Origin of the sequence: Roseovarius gaetbuli (genome assembly GCF_900172365.1) — a bacterium.
In the GTDB taxonomy this organism is placed as follows: domain Bacteria; phylum Pseudomonadota; class Alphaproteobacteria; order Rhodobacterales; family Rhodobacteraceae; genus Roseovarius; species Roseovarius gaetbuli.
Window position 1 is genome coordinate 86,189 of record NZ_FWFJ01000007.1, and the last position, 15,111, is coordinate 101,299.

The 15,111-nt window shown below is 62.3% G+C and carries 16 protein-coding genes; 12 read left to right on the top strand and 4 right to left on the bottom strand.

Going from position 1 to position 15,111, the window contains the following annotated elements:
- Position 1 precedes the first annotated feature (1 nt).
- From ROG8370_RS05515 to ROG8370_RS05535, 5 genes are read left to right on the top strand one after another with little or no spacing between them, the layout of a single operon-like run.
- The gene (locus ROG8370_RS05515; RefSeq protein ID WP_085826073.1) at positions 2 to 610 is read left to right on the top strand and encodes a VOC family protein; all 609 of its coding nucleotides are present in this window, start codon (positions 2 to 4) and stop codon (positions 608 to 610) included.
- The gene (locus tag ROG8370_RS05520; protein ID WP_085826074.1) at positions 607 to 1,086 is read left to right on the top strand and encodes a GNAT family N-acetyltransferase; all 480 of its coding nucleotides are present in this window, start codon (positions 607 to 609) and stop codon (positions 1,084 to 1,086) included. The genes ROG8370_RS05515 and ROG8370_RS05520 overlap by 4 nt, the downstream gene beginning before the upstream one ends.
- A gap of 43 nt (positions 1,087 to 1,129) precedes the next feature.
- Positions 1,130 to 1,840: a molecular chaperone DjiA gene (locus ROG8370_RS05525; RefSeq protein WP_085826075.1), complete on the top strand. Its 711-nt coding sequence runs from the start codon at positions 1,130 to 1,132 to the stop codon at positions 1,838 to 1,840.
- The gene (locus ROG8370_RS05530; protein WP_085826076.1) at positions 1,821 to 2,852 is read left to right on the top strand and encodes an endonuclease/exonuclease/phosphatase family protein; all 1,032 of its coding nucleotides are present in this window, start codon (positions 1,821 to 1,823) and stop codon (positions 2,850 to 2,852) included. Before ROG8370_RS05525 ends, ROG8370_RS05530 begins: the two co-directional genes overlap by 20 nt.
- Before the next feature lie 37 nt (positions 2,853 to 2,889).
- Positions 2,890 to 3,264, top strand: coding sequence for a hypothetical protein (locus ROG8370_RS05535; RefSeq protein ID WP_085826116.1), 375 nt, complete (start codon positions 2,890 to 2,892; stop codon positions 3,262 to 3,264).
- Here the strand turns inward: ROG8370_RS05535 and ROG8370_RS05540 are convergent.
- From ROG8370_RS05540 to ROG8370_RS05555, 4 genes are read right to left on the bottom strand one after another with little or no spacing between them, the layout of a single operon-like run.
- A complete protein-coding gene (locus ROG8370_RS05540) occupies positions 3,261 to 4,805 on the bottom strand; it encodes a Ppx/GppA family phosphatase (RefSeq protein WP_085826077.1) in 1,545 nt (514 codons plus the stop codon). The genes ROG8370_RS05535 and ROG8370_RS05540 overlap by 4 nt on opposite strands.
- 49 nt (positions 4,806 to 4,854) lie before the next feature.
- The gene (locus ROG8370_RS05545; protein ID WP_085826078.1) at positions 4,855 to 7,029 is read right to left on the bottom strand and encodes an RNA degradosome polyphosphate kinase; all 2,175 of its coding nucleotides are present in this window, start codon (positions 7,027 to 7,029) and stop codon (positions 4,855 to 4,857) included.
- Positions 7,030 to 7,078: 49 nt separating this feature from the next.
- Positions 7,079 to 7,753 (bottom strand): P-loop NTPase family protein, encoded by a 675-nt coding sequence (locus tag ROG8370_RS05550; RefSeq protein ID WP_085826079.1) that lies wholly within the window; start codon positions 7,751 to 7,753, stop codon positions 7,079 to 7,081.
- A complete protein-coding gene (locus tag ROG8370_RS05555; RefSeq protein ID WP_085826080.1) occupies positions 7,753 to 8,820 on the bottom strand; it encodes an AI-2E family transporter in 1,068 nt (355 codons plus the stop codon). Before ROG8370_RS05555 ends, ROG8370_RS05550 begins: the two co-directional genes overlap by 1 nt.
- 148 nt (positions 8,821 to 8,968) lie before the next feature.
- Here ROG8370_RS05555 and proS point away from each other — a divergent pair, with 148 nt between their 5' ends.
- The 7 genes from proS (at position 8,969) to ROG8370_RS05590 (ending at position 14,980) form a co-directional block, all read left to right on the top strand.
- On the top strand, positions 8,969 to 10,324 hold the full coding sequence (proS, locus tag ROG8370_RS05560; RefSeq protein WP_085826081.1) for a proline--tRNA ligase: 1,356 nt from the start codon (positions 8,969 to 8,971) through the stop codon (positions 10,322 to 10,324).
- On the top strand, positions 10,321 to 10,875 hold the full coding sequence (locus ROG8370_RS05565) for a peroxiredoxin (RefSeq protein ID WP_245827218.1): 555 nt from the start codon (positions 10,321 to 10,323) through the stop codon (positions 10,873 to 10,875). The genes proS and ROG8370_RS05565 overlap by 4 nt, the downstream gene beginning before the upstream one ends.
- A 101-nt stretch (positions 10,876 to 10,976) precedes the next feature.
- Positions 10,977 to 12,266 (top strand): lipoprotein-releasing ABC transporter permease subunit, encoded by a 1,290-nt coding sequence (locus ROG8370_RS05570; protein ID WP_085826082.1) that lies wholly within the window; start codon positions 10,977 to 10,979, stop codon positions 12,264 to 12,266.
- A complete protein-coding gene (locus tag ROG8370_RS05575) occupies positions 12,259 to 12,945 on the top strand; it encodes an ABC transporter ATP-binding protein (RefSeq protein WP_085826083.1) in 687 nt (228 codons plus the stop codon). The genes ROG8370_RS05570 and ROG8370_RS05575 overlap by 8 nt, the downstream gene beginning before the upstream one ends.
- Before the next feature lie 105 nt (positions 12,946 to 13,050).
- Complete coding sequence (locus ROG8370_RS05580; protein ID WP_085826084.1) at positions 13,051 to 14,028, top strand: Ldh family oxidoreductase; 978 nt, start codon at positions 13,051 to 13,053, stop codon at positions 14,026 to 14,028.
- An 86-nt stretch (positions 14,029 to 14,114) separates the two neighbouring features.
- Positions 14,115 to 14,519 carry a c-type cytochrome gene (locus ROG8370_RS05585; RefSeq protein ID WP_085826118.1) on the top strand — a complete coding sequence of 135 codons (405 nt, stop codon included), beginning with the start codon at positions 14,115 to 14,117 and terminating at the stop codon, positions 14,517 to 14,519.
- Between the two features lie 59 nt (positions 14,520 to 14,578).
- Complete coding sequence (locus tag ROG8370_RS05590) at positions 14,579 to 14,980, top strand: DUF4864 domain-containing protein (RefSeq protein ID WP_085826085.1); 402 nt, start codon at positions 14,579 to 14,581, stop codon at positions 14,978 to 14,980.
- Positions 14,981 to 15,111: the final 131 nt, after the last annotated feature.

The window sequence follows — 15,111 nt, forward strand, 5'->3', positions numbered from 1 at the left end:
CATGAAGCTTGATCATCTGGCAGTGGCCGCAGAAAGCCTTGAGGCCGGGCGGGTTTGGGTTGAGGACAGTCTTGGACTGCGCTTGCAGGCGGGAGGGCAGCATGCGCATTTCGGCACTCATAACCTTTTGCTTGGGCTTGAGGATGGAATTTATCTTGAGGTGATCGCGATTGATCCGGGCGCCGAGGCGCCGGTTTGTCCGCGCTGGTTTGATCTTGATCGCTTCAGTGGCGCGCCGAGATTGAACACCTGGATCTGTCAGGTCGATGATCTGGCAGGGCTGGTGGCGCGTTACCCCGAGGCGGGGCGCCCCGTGGCGCTGAGCCGGGGAGATTTGCATTGGCAGATGGCGGTGCCCGAGGATGGGATATTGCCCTACGACACTCTTTTTCCGGCCTTGATGGAATGGGGCCGGGGCGGGCATCCAAGTGCGCGGCTCACCCCGTCGGGGGGCAGGTTGGAGCGTTTGGTTGTCAGCCACCCGCAGGCTGCGGCGCTTGCGGGCGCGCTTGGCCCCGTGCTCGACGATAGGCGGGTTGTGTTTGAAACCGGCGCGGCGGGATTGCGCGCCGAGATTGCAACGCCCTCAGGGATCAGGGTCTTGGGATGATTGTCCGTCAGGCCCGGCCCGGCGATATCGAGGCGATCCTTGCAATCTGGAACCCACTCATTCGCGAAACATCGGTTACCTTCACCACCGAGGAGAAGACGCCAGAGGGTTTGGGGCAGGACATCGCGGGTCGTGGCGAGGCGTTTCTTGTGGCTGAGCGGGGCGGCGTGATCCTGGGCTTTGCCAGTTTCGGCGCATTCCGGTCCGGGCCGGGCTATGCGCATACCGGCGAGCATACCATCATCCTTGACGCGGCGTCGCGTGGGCGTGGCGTTGGCCGAGCCCTGATGACGCGGCTGGAAGAGGTGGCGCGGAGCCAGAGGTTTCATGCCTTGGTGGCCGGGGTCAGCGGCGAAAATGTCGGGGCGATTGCATTTCACCGCGCAATCGGCTTTTCAGAGGTCGCGCGCATGCCCGAGGTGGGGCGCAAATTCGGGCGCTGGATGGACCTTGTATTTTTGCAGAAACTTCTGTGAGTGTGGCGCTGACAAGCCCTTGGAAAGCCGATAGTCTATTGCCATGTCGATCTGGACCCGCATCACCGAGGCCTTGGCGGCCCTAGCCAGCGGCGAGGGTCTTGGCGCGGTTTTTGACCGTCTGCGCACCGCGCCGGAACGTAGTGTCGGCTTTACGATTGCGGTGATTGCCCTCTCGGCGAAGATGGCCAAGGCCGATGGTCTTGTGACCCGCGATGAGGTGACGGCGTTTCGCGAGGTGTTTCAGATCGCCGCCGAGGATGAGGCCGGGGCGGCGCGTGTGTTCAACCTCGCGCGTCAGGATGTGGCGGGGTTCGAGGATTATGCCGCTCGTATCCAGCGGATGTTTCAGGCTGAGCCGGGCACGCTTTGCGTCTTGCTTGAGGGCTTGTTTCACATTGCCATGGCCGATGGGATCTATCACCCCAAGGAAGATGCGTTCCTGGCGCAGGTGGCGGGCATTTTCGGCGTGAAAGACAACGACTTTCGCGCGCTTCGGGCGCGATTTGTGCCCGAGGCACGCCCTGATCCCTATTCGGTTCTGGGGGTCGACGAGAGTATGACGCTTGAACAGGTCCGCAAGGCCTGGCGTCAAATGGTGCGCGACAGCCACCCCGACAAGATGATGGCGCGCGGCTTGCCGCAGGAGGCGATCAAGCTGGCGGAAAAGCGGCTTGTCGATATCAATCACGCCTGGGAGGAAATCCAGGATGAGATCGGCAAAGGGGGCGCAGATGCGGATCGCCACCTATAACGTGGAATGGTTCAACGCGCTTTTCGACGATGCGGGCAATCTGCTGGATGATGACCAATGGTCGGCCCGTTATAATGTGACGCGCGCCGATCAACTGGCGGCGATTGGCATGGTTTTCACCGCGATGAATGCCGATGCGGTGATGGTGATCGAGGCGCCGGATCACAACGGGCGGCGCACCACCGTGACCGCGCTTGAGAACTTTGCGAGCGTGATGAAGCTGCGGGCGCGCAAGGCGCTGGTTGGCTTTGGCAATGACACCCAGCAGGAAATCGCACTTTTGTATGACCCGGATGTCCTGACGGCAGAGCATGACCCGAAAGGCGAGATCATCCCCCAGAAGGGCAGCGACGCGGCGCCGCGCTTTGACAGCGTGTTTCGGATCGACCTTGATATCGACGACACCGCCGATCAGGTACGGTTTTCCAAGCCGCCGCTTGAGGTGGCGGTCACGACGGCGGGCGGGCGCAGGTTGCGCATGATCGGCGCGCATCTGAAATCCAAGGCGCCGCATGGCGCGCAGGGCCGTGACGAGGCGATGCGAATGTCGATTGCCAATCGTCGCAAGCAATTGGCGCAAGCGGTCTGGTTGCGCCAGCGGATCGAGGTGCACCTTAGCAAGGCCGAGCCGCTTATCGTGCTGGGCGATCTCAACGATGGTCCGGGGCTTGACGAATACGAGCATCTGTTCGGGCGCTCGTCGGTTGAAATCATCATGGGTGAGGGCGCTGAGACCAGGTTGATGCTCTATGATCCGCATGCCCGCAACGCCCTGACGCGGCGGGTCGGCGAGGTGCACAGCACGTCGCGGTTTTACCTGACCGCCGAGAAACGGTATTTGCAGGCGCTGCTGGATTACATCCTGATTTCGCCTGATCTTATGGCGCAGGGGCCGGTCTGGCGGATATGGCATCCGTTTGACGATCCTGAATGCTGGAACATGCCGGAGCTGTGCAATGCGCTTTTGACGGCGTCGGATCATTTTCCGGTGACGCTGGATATTGATCTGTGATCTTAAAATCCGCGAATTGAGTGCTTATATGACGGTTATGAAACACATACGCCCGCTCATCACCGCCCTGTTCATTGCCTCACTTGGCGCACTGCCGCTCTCTGCGCAGGACGCTGAGCAAGAGGAGCAGGGCAGATCGCTCATGGAAGAGGGCGCGCGTTTGTTCCTTGAGGGGATTAGGCGCGAAATGGGCCCGGCGCTTGAGGATCTGCGCGGCATGACCGAGGATATGGAACCGGCCCTGCGCCAGTTTGTCGAGGAAATGGGCCCGGCGCTGAGCGATCTGATGGCCAAGGTCGGCGATCTGAGCGCCTATCACGCGCCAGAGGTTCTGCCCAATGGCGATATCATCATTCGCCGCAAAACCCCGCAAGAGATCGGGCCGTTGCCCGAGGGCGAAATAGAGCTTTAACGCGGGTTCTTGACCACGGCGGTCGCCGAAAGCGATGCCGCCAGCGAGTCAAACCGCGCGCGCGCTACTTCGCCAAACAGCGGGGCCGCTTCGGGTGAGAGGCGCAATTCCAGAATTTTCTTCTTCGGGAACCATCGCATTTCGCCGAGTTTGGCGTTTTTTGTCAGCCAGAGCATCGCGGCAAAGCGCATCGCCTTGCCAAGCACTTCGGCCTCTTGGCGGTCGCGCTCGGATAAAAGCGGATCGAGATCGGCAAAGCGGCTTCCGTCGCGCTTGTTGGAATAGCGATGCAAAAGCGCCAGCCCCAGATAGACCCGTTCGGAATGCTTGAGGCCGCCAAGGTTGGCGCGGGTGGCGTTGTCAAAGCAAAGCTCGGCGCGGTAATCGGGATGCGCGCGCCAGCTTACGTCATGCAGCAGACAGGCGGCGCGAACAAGGCGGCGCCGCTCGGCCGGGGAGGATTTGAACAGCGGCTGGATGAAATGATAGATCACCTTGCCAAACCCGGGAAGGCGCGCGTCCTTGTGCTCGGCAAAGCGGCAGGCCTCGATCAGAGGATCGCGGTCGCGCAATTGCTGGGGCATCTGTTCGTAGAGCATGCCTTCGCGGATGCCATAGCTTGACACCGCAATGTCACGCGGGCGGAAGGTCTTGAGGATTTCGTGCAGCACCTCGGCGGCATGCGGCACAAGCGCGATCCGCGCCGAGGATACCCCCGATTGCGCGCGCAGCGCGTCTAGATCGTGATCGGCGATGTATTTGATGGTCTCGCGCACGGCGGCGGGTGTCATGCGGTATTCATGCAGCACATGCAGCGGATAATTGCGCCGCGCCATGTCGATCTTAGCAATCGCCCGCCACGATCCGCCGACAAGGAAAAGCCGGTTGCGTTGCTCGCCAAGCTCGGCCTGCATCGCGGTGAGGGTTTCCTTGATATGCGCCTTGCGGGCCTTCTTGCCGCCCTTGATATCGCGCAGCTTGAGCGGCCCGAGCGGCGATGAGACCCGCGCGCCCACGGTGCCGGCGTCAATCTCGGCCAGCTCCATCGACGAGCCGCCGATGTCGCAGATAAGCCCGTAAGCCCCGGGCCAGCCCAAGAGCACACCCTGCGCCGAAAGCCGCGCCTCTTCGCGCCCGTCAATCACCCAGAGTTTGAGGCCGGTCGCGGCCAGAACATCAGCGCAGAACTCGGGGCCATCCTCGGCATCGCGCACTGCGGCGGTGGCGACGGTGACAAGCGGGCCGGTTCCCATGCCCTCGGACAAAAGCTGAAACCGTTTGAGCGCCTCAAGGGCGCGCACGCGCCCCTCTGGGTTAAGGCGCCCGGTATCGGCCATGCCTGCCCCAAGGGCGCACATGATTTTCTCGTTGTAGAAATAGGCCGGGCTGCGCGCCGCGCCGTCAAACACCACAAGGCGAACCGAGTTCGAGCCGACATCGACCACGCCAACACGCGCCAGAGCGCGCGCAGAGGGTTTGTTGAAAAGGGGTCGGCCAAACGGGCCGCCGTCAAGTTCCATCGGATCGTTATGACCGTCCATGTTCACCCCAGTGTGGTGTTCCTCTCTATGCGACAGGGAGGGCTCTTGGTCAATCATCCGTATGGGTCAGTTTGGGCACATCTGATGCCCCCGCCGACCCGCGCCCGGAAAGCGAGGGGTTCTCCATGAAGAAGCGGTGGCAGTTGAAGGCAAACTCGCCCTCGGGTTTGACCGTGCGCCCAAAGCTTCCGTCGGCGGCCATGACCCAGCTTTGGGCGACATCGGCCATGTTCGCGGCCATCACCTGGCTCACGATCTGGGCCTTGACGGTGGGGTTTTCGATCTCGACCAGAGTTTCGACCCGGCGCACGAGGTTGCGGCCCATCCAGTCGGCGGAACTTATGAAAACCCGCGCCTTTTTGGACGGAAGGCCGTGGCCATTGCCGAAGCAGACGATGCGCGAATGCTCCAAAAAGCGCCCGATGATCGACTTGACGCGGATGTTTTCACTCAGCCCTTTTATGCCGGGGCGCAGGCCACAGATGCCGCGCACCACAAGGTTGATCTGCACGCCCGCCTGGCTGGCGGCGTAAAGCGCGTCGATCACGGTGGGGTCGATCAGCGCGTTCATCTTGGCCCAGATCGCGCCCGGTTTGCCCTCGGCGACATAAGCGGCCTCGGCTGCGATCATCTCGAGCAGGCGGGATTTGAGGGTGATCGGCGAAATCGCAAGGTTCTCAAGGCTGTCGGGCTGGGCATAGCCCGAGAGATAGTTGAACACCTTGGTGGCGTCGCGCCCAAGGGTGACATCGCAGGTAAAGAACGACAGGTCGGTGTAGATCTTGGCGGTGATGGGATGGTAATTGCCGGTGCCGAAATGGGTATAGGTCACAAGGTTCTCGCCCTCGCGGCGCACCACGATCGAGATTTTGGCGTGGGTCTTTAGGTCAAGAAAGCCATAAACCACATGCGCGCCCGCGCGTTCAAGACGGCGCGACTGGCGGATATTGGCAGCCTCGTCGAACCGCGCCTTGAGCTCGACCAGAGCGGTGACCGATTTGCCATCCTCGGCGGCCTCGCAGAGCGCCTCGACGATGGGCGAGTTGCGCGAGGTGCGATAGAGCGTCTGCTTGATGGCCACCACGTCGGGGTCGCGCGCCGCCTGTGCCAGAAAGCGCACCACCATGTCGAAGGTCTCGTAGGGGTGATGCAGCAGCATGTCCTTCTGGCGGATCGCGGCAAACATGTCGCCGTCGTGATCCTGCACCCGCTCGGGCACGCGCGGCGCAAAGGGCGGCCACAAGAGATCGGCGCGCGCCTCAAGCACCAGTTCCTTGAGGTCGGCCAGCCCGATCATGCCGTTCACCTCGACCACCTCTTCGGGGGTGACGTGTAATTCTTCCATGATCACTTCGCGCAGCGCTGCGGGCGCATCGGCGGAAATCTTTAGGCGCACCACCTCGCCGCGGCGGCGGCGTTTCAGGGCGACCTCGAATTCGCGCACGAGGTCTTCGGCCTCTTCCTCGACCTCAAGGTCGCTGTCGCGCAGCACGCGAAAGGCGCAATGGCCCTTGTATTTATAGCCCGGAAACAGGCTGTGAAGGTGCAAGAGCAAAAGCTCTTCCAGCGGCAGAACCCTAAACGTGCCCTCGGGCGCGGGCAGGGTGACAAAGCGGTCGATCTGCTGCGGGATCGGCAAAAGCGCCTGAAGTGGGCGCTTGTCTGATTTGCGCTCCATCTGGAGAGCGAGGGAATAGCCAAGGTTGGGGATAAACGGAAACGGGTGCGCCGGGTCGATGGCCAGCGGCGACAGCACCGGGAACACCTTGTGCAGGAACACATCCGCCAGGACCGTCTTGTCGTCCTCTGTCAGGCTGGCAATGTCGAGGATCGAAATCTGTTCCTGTTCCATCTCGTGGCGCAGGACCTCGTAGGTATCTTGCTGCGCATCCAAAAGCTTGCGCGCGTCCTCGTTGATCAGCACAAGCTGTTCGGCGGGGGTAAGCCCGTCGGCGGCCGGGGTCACGTTGCCCGCCTGTGCCAGCTCGCGCAGACCCGCGACGCGGACGTTGTAGAACTCATCAAGATTGGTCGCCGAAATCGACAGGAACCGCAGCCGCTCAAGCAGCGGCACACGCGGATTCTTGGCCTCTTCCAGAACCCGCCAGTTAAAGCCAAGCCAGCTTAGCTCGCGGTTGTAAAACCGCCCCGGTCCGGTGATATCGAGATCCGGAAGCTCGACCGGTTCGGGCATTGGGGATTTGAGGAAATCAGCGTTTGTCATGGCGGCCTTATGGCGTTGCAGTGTAACGGAAAGGTGACGCAGGGTGGCGCTATTCGGACATTTTGTCCAGCACCTTTGCCGCCATGGCGCGGTTGATCGGGCGCCCGGTTGAAAGGGCGGTTGCGTCAAGCGTCGCCACGAGCCGACGGGCCGCATCAAACGAGCGGTCCATGCGCCGCGCGAGGTAGGGCAGAATCTCGGGGTTGGGCGAGAGTTGCCGGTCGGAGAAGAGCTTCATCAAAAGCGCCGCCAGAAGCGTATCATCGGGCGCGCGCAGATGTGCCAGCGTGGTCGCCTGCATCCGGCTGGCAAGATCGGGCAGCGCGAGGGGCCAGAAATTCGGCGCGGTTTCAGCGGTGAGCAGAAGCGAATGCCCCTCGGCGAGGGTCAGGTTATGAAGGTGAAACAGCGCCTCTTCGCCGGGGGCGTCGCCCGCGATTTCATCGGCGTCCTCGACGGCGACCGGGCCGCTGGCAAGCCCCGCGATATCGGCCTCTGCAAGGTCGCGCGCGGCGATGATCTTGGCCCCGGTGAGGGTTGCCCAGACATGGGTGAGATGGGTTTTACCCGCCCCCGCAGGCCCCGCAAGCACCAGTTTTCGCGAGGGCCAGCCTTGCCAGTCCTCGATCATCGCGACGGCCTGTGCGTTGGCCGGGGCGACATAAAAGTCCTCTCGCCCGAGGGCGGTGCGCACGGGCAGATCAAAGCTCAGCTGTTCGGCCATCAATCAGGATCCTGTGCGTCCAGCCCGCGATAGAGGCGGCTGTCCTTGTATTGGCGCAGAGCAAAGCGCGTGATCACCCCGAGAGAGGCGGCGACCGGCACCGCCACCAGCATGCCGACAAAGCCGAACAGCGTGCCAAAGGCCGACAGCGCAAAGATAAGCCAGACCGGATGCAGGCCCACGGAGGAGCCGACAAGCTTGGGCGTCAGGACATTGCCTTCGATCACCTGACCCGAGACAAAGATCGCCGCGACCAACCCGATGCTGAGCCAGTCGCCCCAGAACTGAAACAGCGCCAGCCCGACCGCCAAAACCCCGCCGACAATAGAGCCGACATAGGGAATGAAGGTGATCAGCCCGGCAAAGGCCCCGACCACAAGGCCGAATTGCAGCCCCACGAGCATCAGCGCGATGGCGTAATAGGTGCCCAGCACAAGGCAGACCGTGCCCATGCCGCGGATAAAGCTGGCGAGGGTGTGGTCGATCTGGCTGGCAAGATCGCGGATTACCGGCGCATGATCGCGCGGCAACAGCCCGTCGATCTTGGCAATCAGGTGATCCCAGTCATAGAGCAGGTAGAAGGCCACCACCGGCACGATCACGACGAGAAGCACCAGATCAATCAGCGAGGCCGCAGAATTGAGCAGGGTCTGAAACACCTGGCCGCCACGCTCGCGGATGGTTTCGCCAAGCGACAGAAGGGTCTTGTGCAGGGTGGATTCCGGTTGGAAAATCGACGGGAAGTGATCAGAGAGAAACCCCTGAAGGTCACGCGCCAGTTGCGGCGCGATGTTGAAGAGCGCCACCGCCTGTTCCACCAGCAGGGGGATCACCAGAAGCGCCATGAGCACGAAGGTCAACAGCGCCACCAGCGAGATCACCACGGCCGAGGCCGCCCGGCTTAGCCCCATCCCCTCTAGCCGGTCCGCCACCGGATCGAGGAAATAGGCAATCGCCCCACCGATCACGAAAGGCAGGATCACATCGCCCAGAAACCACAGCGCCACAAGGAAGACCGCCGAAGCGAGCCCCCAGTATTTCAGCTGATCCTTGACCGGCAATGCCATCTGTTCCGCCTTTTGTCGCTTTTACCCCTCCACATTGCCCATGCGGCCCCCGGTTTCAAGGGGGCGGAGGGTGAAAGCGTGATCCTCCCTTGTCTGGACCGCCGCAAAGCCATAAACCGGGGCAAATATCCTTTGCCAGAGGTCTAACATGCGCCTGTCCCGTTACTTTCTGCCCGTGCTCAAGGAAACCCCGTCAGAGGCGCAAATTGCCTCGCACCGCCTGATGTTGCGGGCGGGCATGATCAAGCAGGCGACCGCCGGGATTTATTCCTGGTTGCCTCTGGGCTTCAAGATCCTGCGCAAGCTTGAGAATATCGTGCACGAAGAACAGGTGCGCGCGGGTCATATCCCGATGCTGATGCCGACGCTGCAATCCGCCGATCTCTGGCGCGAAAGCGGGCGCTATGACGATTACGGCGCTGAAATGCTTCGGATCACCGACCGGCATGGCCGCGATATGCTCTATGGGCCGACCAACGAAGAGCTCATCACCGATATTTTCCGGAGCCACGTCGGCAGCTACAAGGATCTGCCGCTGACGCTCTATCATATCCAGTGGAAGTTTCGCGACGAGGTACGCCCGCGCTTTGGTGTGATGCGCGGCCGCGAGTTTTTCATGAAGGACGGCTATAACTTTGACCTGACCAAAGAGGATGCGTTGCACGCCTATAACCGCCACATGGTCAGCTATCTGCGCACCTACGAGCGGATGGGCCTTCAGGCGATCCCGATGCGCGCCGATTCTGGCCCGATTGGCGGCGATGACACGCATGAGTTTCTGGTTCTGGCCGAGACCGGCGAATCCGAGGTGTTCTATGACAGCGCGATCACCGATCTGAGCCTTGGCGAGCGCGCCGTGGATTACAACAGCTGGGACGACTGCGCGGCGATTGTAAAGGAATGGACCACGCCCTATGCGCGCACCGACGAGACCCACGACGAGGCGCTGTTCAACGCCATCCCCGAGGCGCGGCGCAAGACCAGCCGTGGTATCGAGGTGGGTCAGATCTTTTATTTCGGCACCAAGTATTCCGATGCGATGGGCGCCACGGTGCAGGGCCCCGATGGCAAATCCACGCCGGTGCACATGGGCAGCCACGGCATCGGCGTCAGCCGCCTTGTCGGCGCGATCATCGAGGCGAGCCATGACGACAAGGGCATCATCTGGCCCGAGGGCGTGACGCCCTATCACGCCGGTATCGTGAACGTGAAACAGGGTGACGCCGAGGCCGATGCCGCCTGTGAGGCGATCTATGCCTCGCTGAACGCGCTTGGCCTTGAGCCGCTTTATGACGACCGCGACGAGCGGGCAGGCGGTAAGTTCGCCACGATGGATCTGATCGGCCTGCCATGGCGGATTACGGTGGGGCCGCGCGGCCTAAAGAACGGGGTGGTTGAGCTGGCCTGTCGGCGCACCGGGGAAAGCGAAGAATTGCCGCCCGAACAGGCGATTGAAAAGCTGGCGCTGGCATACGCAGGTCACGTTCTGCGCCCGAGCCTGTGAGCGAAGCCGATTTTCAGAGGTCGGTGGATGATGGCGGCGCCGATCACCTGACGGGGATGGCGATGCCGTCGCTGGCCTTGCCCGCCACCAACGGGCAAGAGGTTGATTTTGCGACCCTTTCGGGGCTTGTGGTGATCTATGCCTATCCCAGGACCGGCCGCCCGGATGTGGCGGCCCCGGCGGATTGGCACATGATCCCCGGCGCCAAAGGCTGTACGCCGCAAAGCTGTGCGTTTCGCGATCACCATGCCGAATTGCGCGCGCTTGGCGTGGATCATGTATTCGGCCTTTCCACACAGACCACCGACTGGCAGGCAGAGGCGGTGGCGCGGAGGCATTTGCCGTTCGCGCTTGTGTTGGATGCCGGGGTGCGGCTTGCCGATGCGCTTAACCTGCCGCGCATGGAGGTGGCGGGCGAGACATTGCTGCGCCGTCTGACCTTGATTGTGCGCAACGGTGTGATCGAACGCCATTTTTACCCGGTCTTTGTGCCCGAGGCCAATGCGGGCGAGGTCTGTGATTGGCTGCGCGCGCAGGGCAGTGACGCATAGCGGCGCGTGAACGGGCAAAGCCTTGCCGGGTTTGGCGGGCTTGGCCTTGACGCGAGCGGGTACAAAACGCACTGTCCGCGCAAATTTACCAAGGTGTCAGAATGGCCAGAACGCCCGCCCCCTTTGCCCCGTTTGAATGGATGATCGCCTGGCGCTATTTGCGCGCCAAGCGGGCCGAGGGCGGTGTCAGCGTGATGACATGGATCAGCCTTGTCGGCATCACGCTGGCGGTGTTTGCGCTTATCGCGACGCTGGCGGTGCGGTCCGGGTTTCGGGCGGAATTTGTCGACACCATTCTTGGCGCGAACGCGCATGTGACGGTCTATAACGCTGGCGAGGTTGACGCGCAGAGCGGGCGCATCGACCGCACCATTCAGGATTACGAGGCCATGGCCGAGCGTGTGCGCGCAGTGCCGGGCGTGACCCGCGCCGCGCCGCTGATCAAAGGGCAGGTGATGGCCAGTGCCCGCGACCGAAACGCCGGGGTGCAGGTGTTTGGCATCGCGCCGGACGACCTGCGCAGCATTCCGCGTGTCGCCGACCCCGAGACGAGCCGGGGTGATATCGCCAGCTTTGCGCAAGGCATCGCGATTGGCTCGGGCGTGGCGCAGGAATTGGGCGTCGGGATTGGCGATCGGATCAAGTTGATCTCGCCCAATGGTGTCAAGACCGCCTTTGGCACCAGCCCGCGGATCAATGCCTATGACGTGGTCTATATCTTTTCGGCCGGGCGCTATGACATCGACCGGGTGCGGGTTTATCTGCCGTTTGACGAGGCGCAGAGCTTTTTCAACCGTGAGGGGCGCGCCGACGAGCTTGAGGTGATGGTGAGTGAGCCCGAAAATGTGGATGAGCTTGCCTTGCCGCTGTTGCGCGCGGCGGGCGAGCGGGGGCAGGTCTGGACCTGGCAGGATGCCAGCGGCTCGTTTCTGCGCGCGCTTGAGGTCGAGGACAACGTGATGTTCATCATCCTGTCGATCCTCGTGCTGATCGCGGCGATGAATATCACCAGCGGCTTGATCATGCTGGTCAAGAACAAGGGCCGTGACATCGGGATTTTGCGCACGATGGGTTTGACCGAAGGCTCGGTCCTGCGGGTGTTTTTTATCTGTGGCGCGTTCACCGGCCTGATCGGTACGGCGATGGGGGTTGTTCTGGGCTGTCTCTTCGCGCTTTATATCGACCCGATTTTCAGCCTTGTGAATGTGATGATGGGCGGGCAGGTCTGGGATCCGTCGATCCGCGGGATTTACCATCTGCCGGCCAAGTTGCAGTTTGGCGATGTGATGTCGGCGGTGTCGCTGTCGCTGGCGCTGTCGTTCGTGGTGACGATCTTTCCGGCGCGGCGCGCGGCGCGGATGAACCCGGTGGAGGCGTTGCGCTATGAGTGATGTGATGCTGTGCCTTTCGGGCGTCGAGAAGACCTATAACAAGGGCGAAACTGGCGAAGTCCGAGTGCTGGCTGGCGTCGATCTTGCGCTTGCGCGCGGTGAGATGGTGGCGCTTGTGGCGCCATCGGGGGCTGGAAAATCGACGCTGTTGCATATTGCCGGGCTTTTGGACACGGCCGATGCGGGCAAAGTGGAGATAGCGGGCGAGGATATGACCGGGCTGAGCGATCGTCGCCGCACCGCACTGCGCCGACAGGAGGTGGGGTTTGTCTATCAGTTTCATCACCTGCTGCCCGAGTTCACCGCGCTTGAAAACATCGTCTTGCCGCAGCTTGCCGATGGCGTGGCGCGCAAGACCGCCGAAGAGCGCGCCCGCGGTCTTTTGGATCAGGTCGGGGTTGGCGCGCGCGCCGGGCATCGCCCCTCGGCCATGTCGGGCGGCGAGCAACAGCGGGTGGCCTTTTGCCGGGCGCTGGCCAATAGCCCAAGTGTTTTGTTGGCCGATGAGCCGACTGGCAATCTTGATCCCGGCACTGCGGATCAGGTATTTGGCGCGCTGGAGGGACTGGTGCGCGACACCGGCCTCGCGGCGTTGATTGCCACGCATAACCTTGAGCTGGCGGCGAAAATGGATCGGGTTTTGCGGCTTGATCAGGGTCGTCTTGTCGAGGCGGGGTAACGGAAAGGGCGTGGGTTTCACCCACCCTAAGGGCCCCTTTTAAGGCGCGCTTGAATTGAGAAAATTGCGCAGGATACAGAGCGCGCAGGACCACACGGAGGCCGCATGGCACAGGTATCACTTGACGAAATTGAAGCGCAAACCAAAGTGGCACTGATGCGCCATGGCGCGGCCGAATGGGTCGCGGACGAGGTCGCCTTTGCGGTGCGCAAGGCCGAGAGCGTCGGCAACCGGATTTGCGGTCTCTATTACCTTGAAAGCTATTGCCAGCAGCTTGAATCCGGGCGCGTCAAGGGCGATGTCGAGCCGGTTGTGAGCCAGCCCAAGCCCGGCACCGTGGTGGTGGATGCGAAGTTTGGCTTTGCCCAGCCCGCATTTTCCCGCGCGCTTGACGAAGCCGTCGAGGCGGCGCGCGCTTGCGGTGTGGCGAGTCTTGCGGTGGGGCATGCGCATACCTGCACCAGCCTCGGGTTTTTCACCGAGCAGATCGCCAAGCGCGGGCTTGTCGGCCTTGGCATGACCAATGCCTCGCCCATCGTGGCGCCGCCGGGGGGCAAGAGCCGGGTGATAGGGACCAATCCGATTGCCTTTTCGGTGCCCGACGGCACGGGCGGCATCGCCATGCAGTTTGATCAGTCGACCACTACCGTGGCGCTTGGCAAGATCACCATGGCCAAGGCCGCAGGTAAGCGTATTCCCGAGGGCTGGGCGCTTGATGCGCAGGGTCAGCCGACCACAGACCCCGAGGCGGCGCTTGGCGGGTCGCTTGTCAGCATGGGCGGCTACAAGGGCTGGGGTTTTGGCCTCATGGCCGAGCTTTTGGCCGCAGGCATGACCGGCGGTGTGGTCAGCCGGGATGTCAAACCGCTGAAAGCGCCCGAAGGGCCGCCGCATGATCTTGGGCAGTATTATCTGTTGATGGACCCCGACACCTCTGGTGCGTTCTATGATCGCCTTGCGCAGGTGGTCGAGGGCGTGGCGCTTGACGAAGGCGCGCGGATGCCGGGGCAGGGCAAACGCGAGACCGATCCCGTCGACGTGCCGGATGCGCTTTGGGCGCAGGTGGCCGAGCTTGCCGGATAGGGGCAGCTCTTGCAGATGACGCAGATCAATGCACGGCACGTCAAATCCGGGTCGGATGGAGCGGGCGGGAGATAAGGGAGGCGATGATGCAGATCAGAACTTGGGCCGGCATGATGGCCGTTTTATGCCTGCCGATCGGTGCGATGGCGCAGGATGCGCGCCTTGGGAAAAAGACCTATGAGCGCTATTGTGCGGCCTGTCATGGCGCGGATGCAAGCGGCAATGGTCCGATGCGTTCGGTCCTGACAGTCGCGCCGCGTGACCTTGGGGCACTGGCCAGAAACAATGGTGGGGCCTTTCCGCTGGCGCGGGTGGTGCGCCAGATTGACGGGCGGGAGCCGATGGTGGCGCATGGCGATCCGATGCCGGTTTATGGCGACTTCTTTGAGGGACGCGATGTTGTGCTCAAGGTCGAAGAGGGCGTGCAGATCAGGACCAGCCGACAGGTGGTCGATCTTGTGGCCTATCTGCAAAGGCTTCAAAGGCGCTAGGGCAGGGTGCTTGAAGAGCGTCCCGGCGGCGCTATTTTGCCTGAGCATGGAGGTGGCCCATGCGACATTTATTCTATCTGTTGGTTCTGGCGGTTGGTCTTTCCGGCCCCGCGCGCGCCGATGAGAGCGCGGCAAAAGCGGTGATTTCGGCCCAGATCGAGGCGTTTCTGGCCAATGATGTGGAACGCGCCTGGGAGTTTGCCAGCCCGACCATTCAGCACCGTTTTGGATCGCCCGAGCGCTTTGGTACCATGGTGCGAGACGGCTATCCGATGGTATGGCGTCCGTCCGATGTGACGTTTCTGGACAGTGAGGTGATTGCCGGTAAGCTCTGGCAGAACGTGCTTGTCCGGGACGCCGGGGGCGCGCTTTACGTAGTCGAATACCAGATGATCGAGAATGAGGGCGGCTGGAAGATCAATGCCGTGCGGGTGCGGCAGGCGCCCGCGGGCACGGTCTGAAGCAGGCAGAGATCAGGGGGGCGCTGCCCCCATCGCGAAGAGCGATTCCCCCGGGATATTTATGGCCAGAAGAAACCGGTATGACCGGCGCAGGACAGGGCACCGTGACGGTGGTGTGAGAGCCGGTTAAC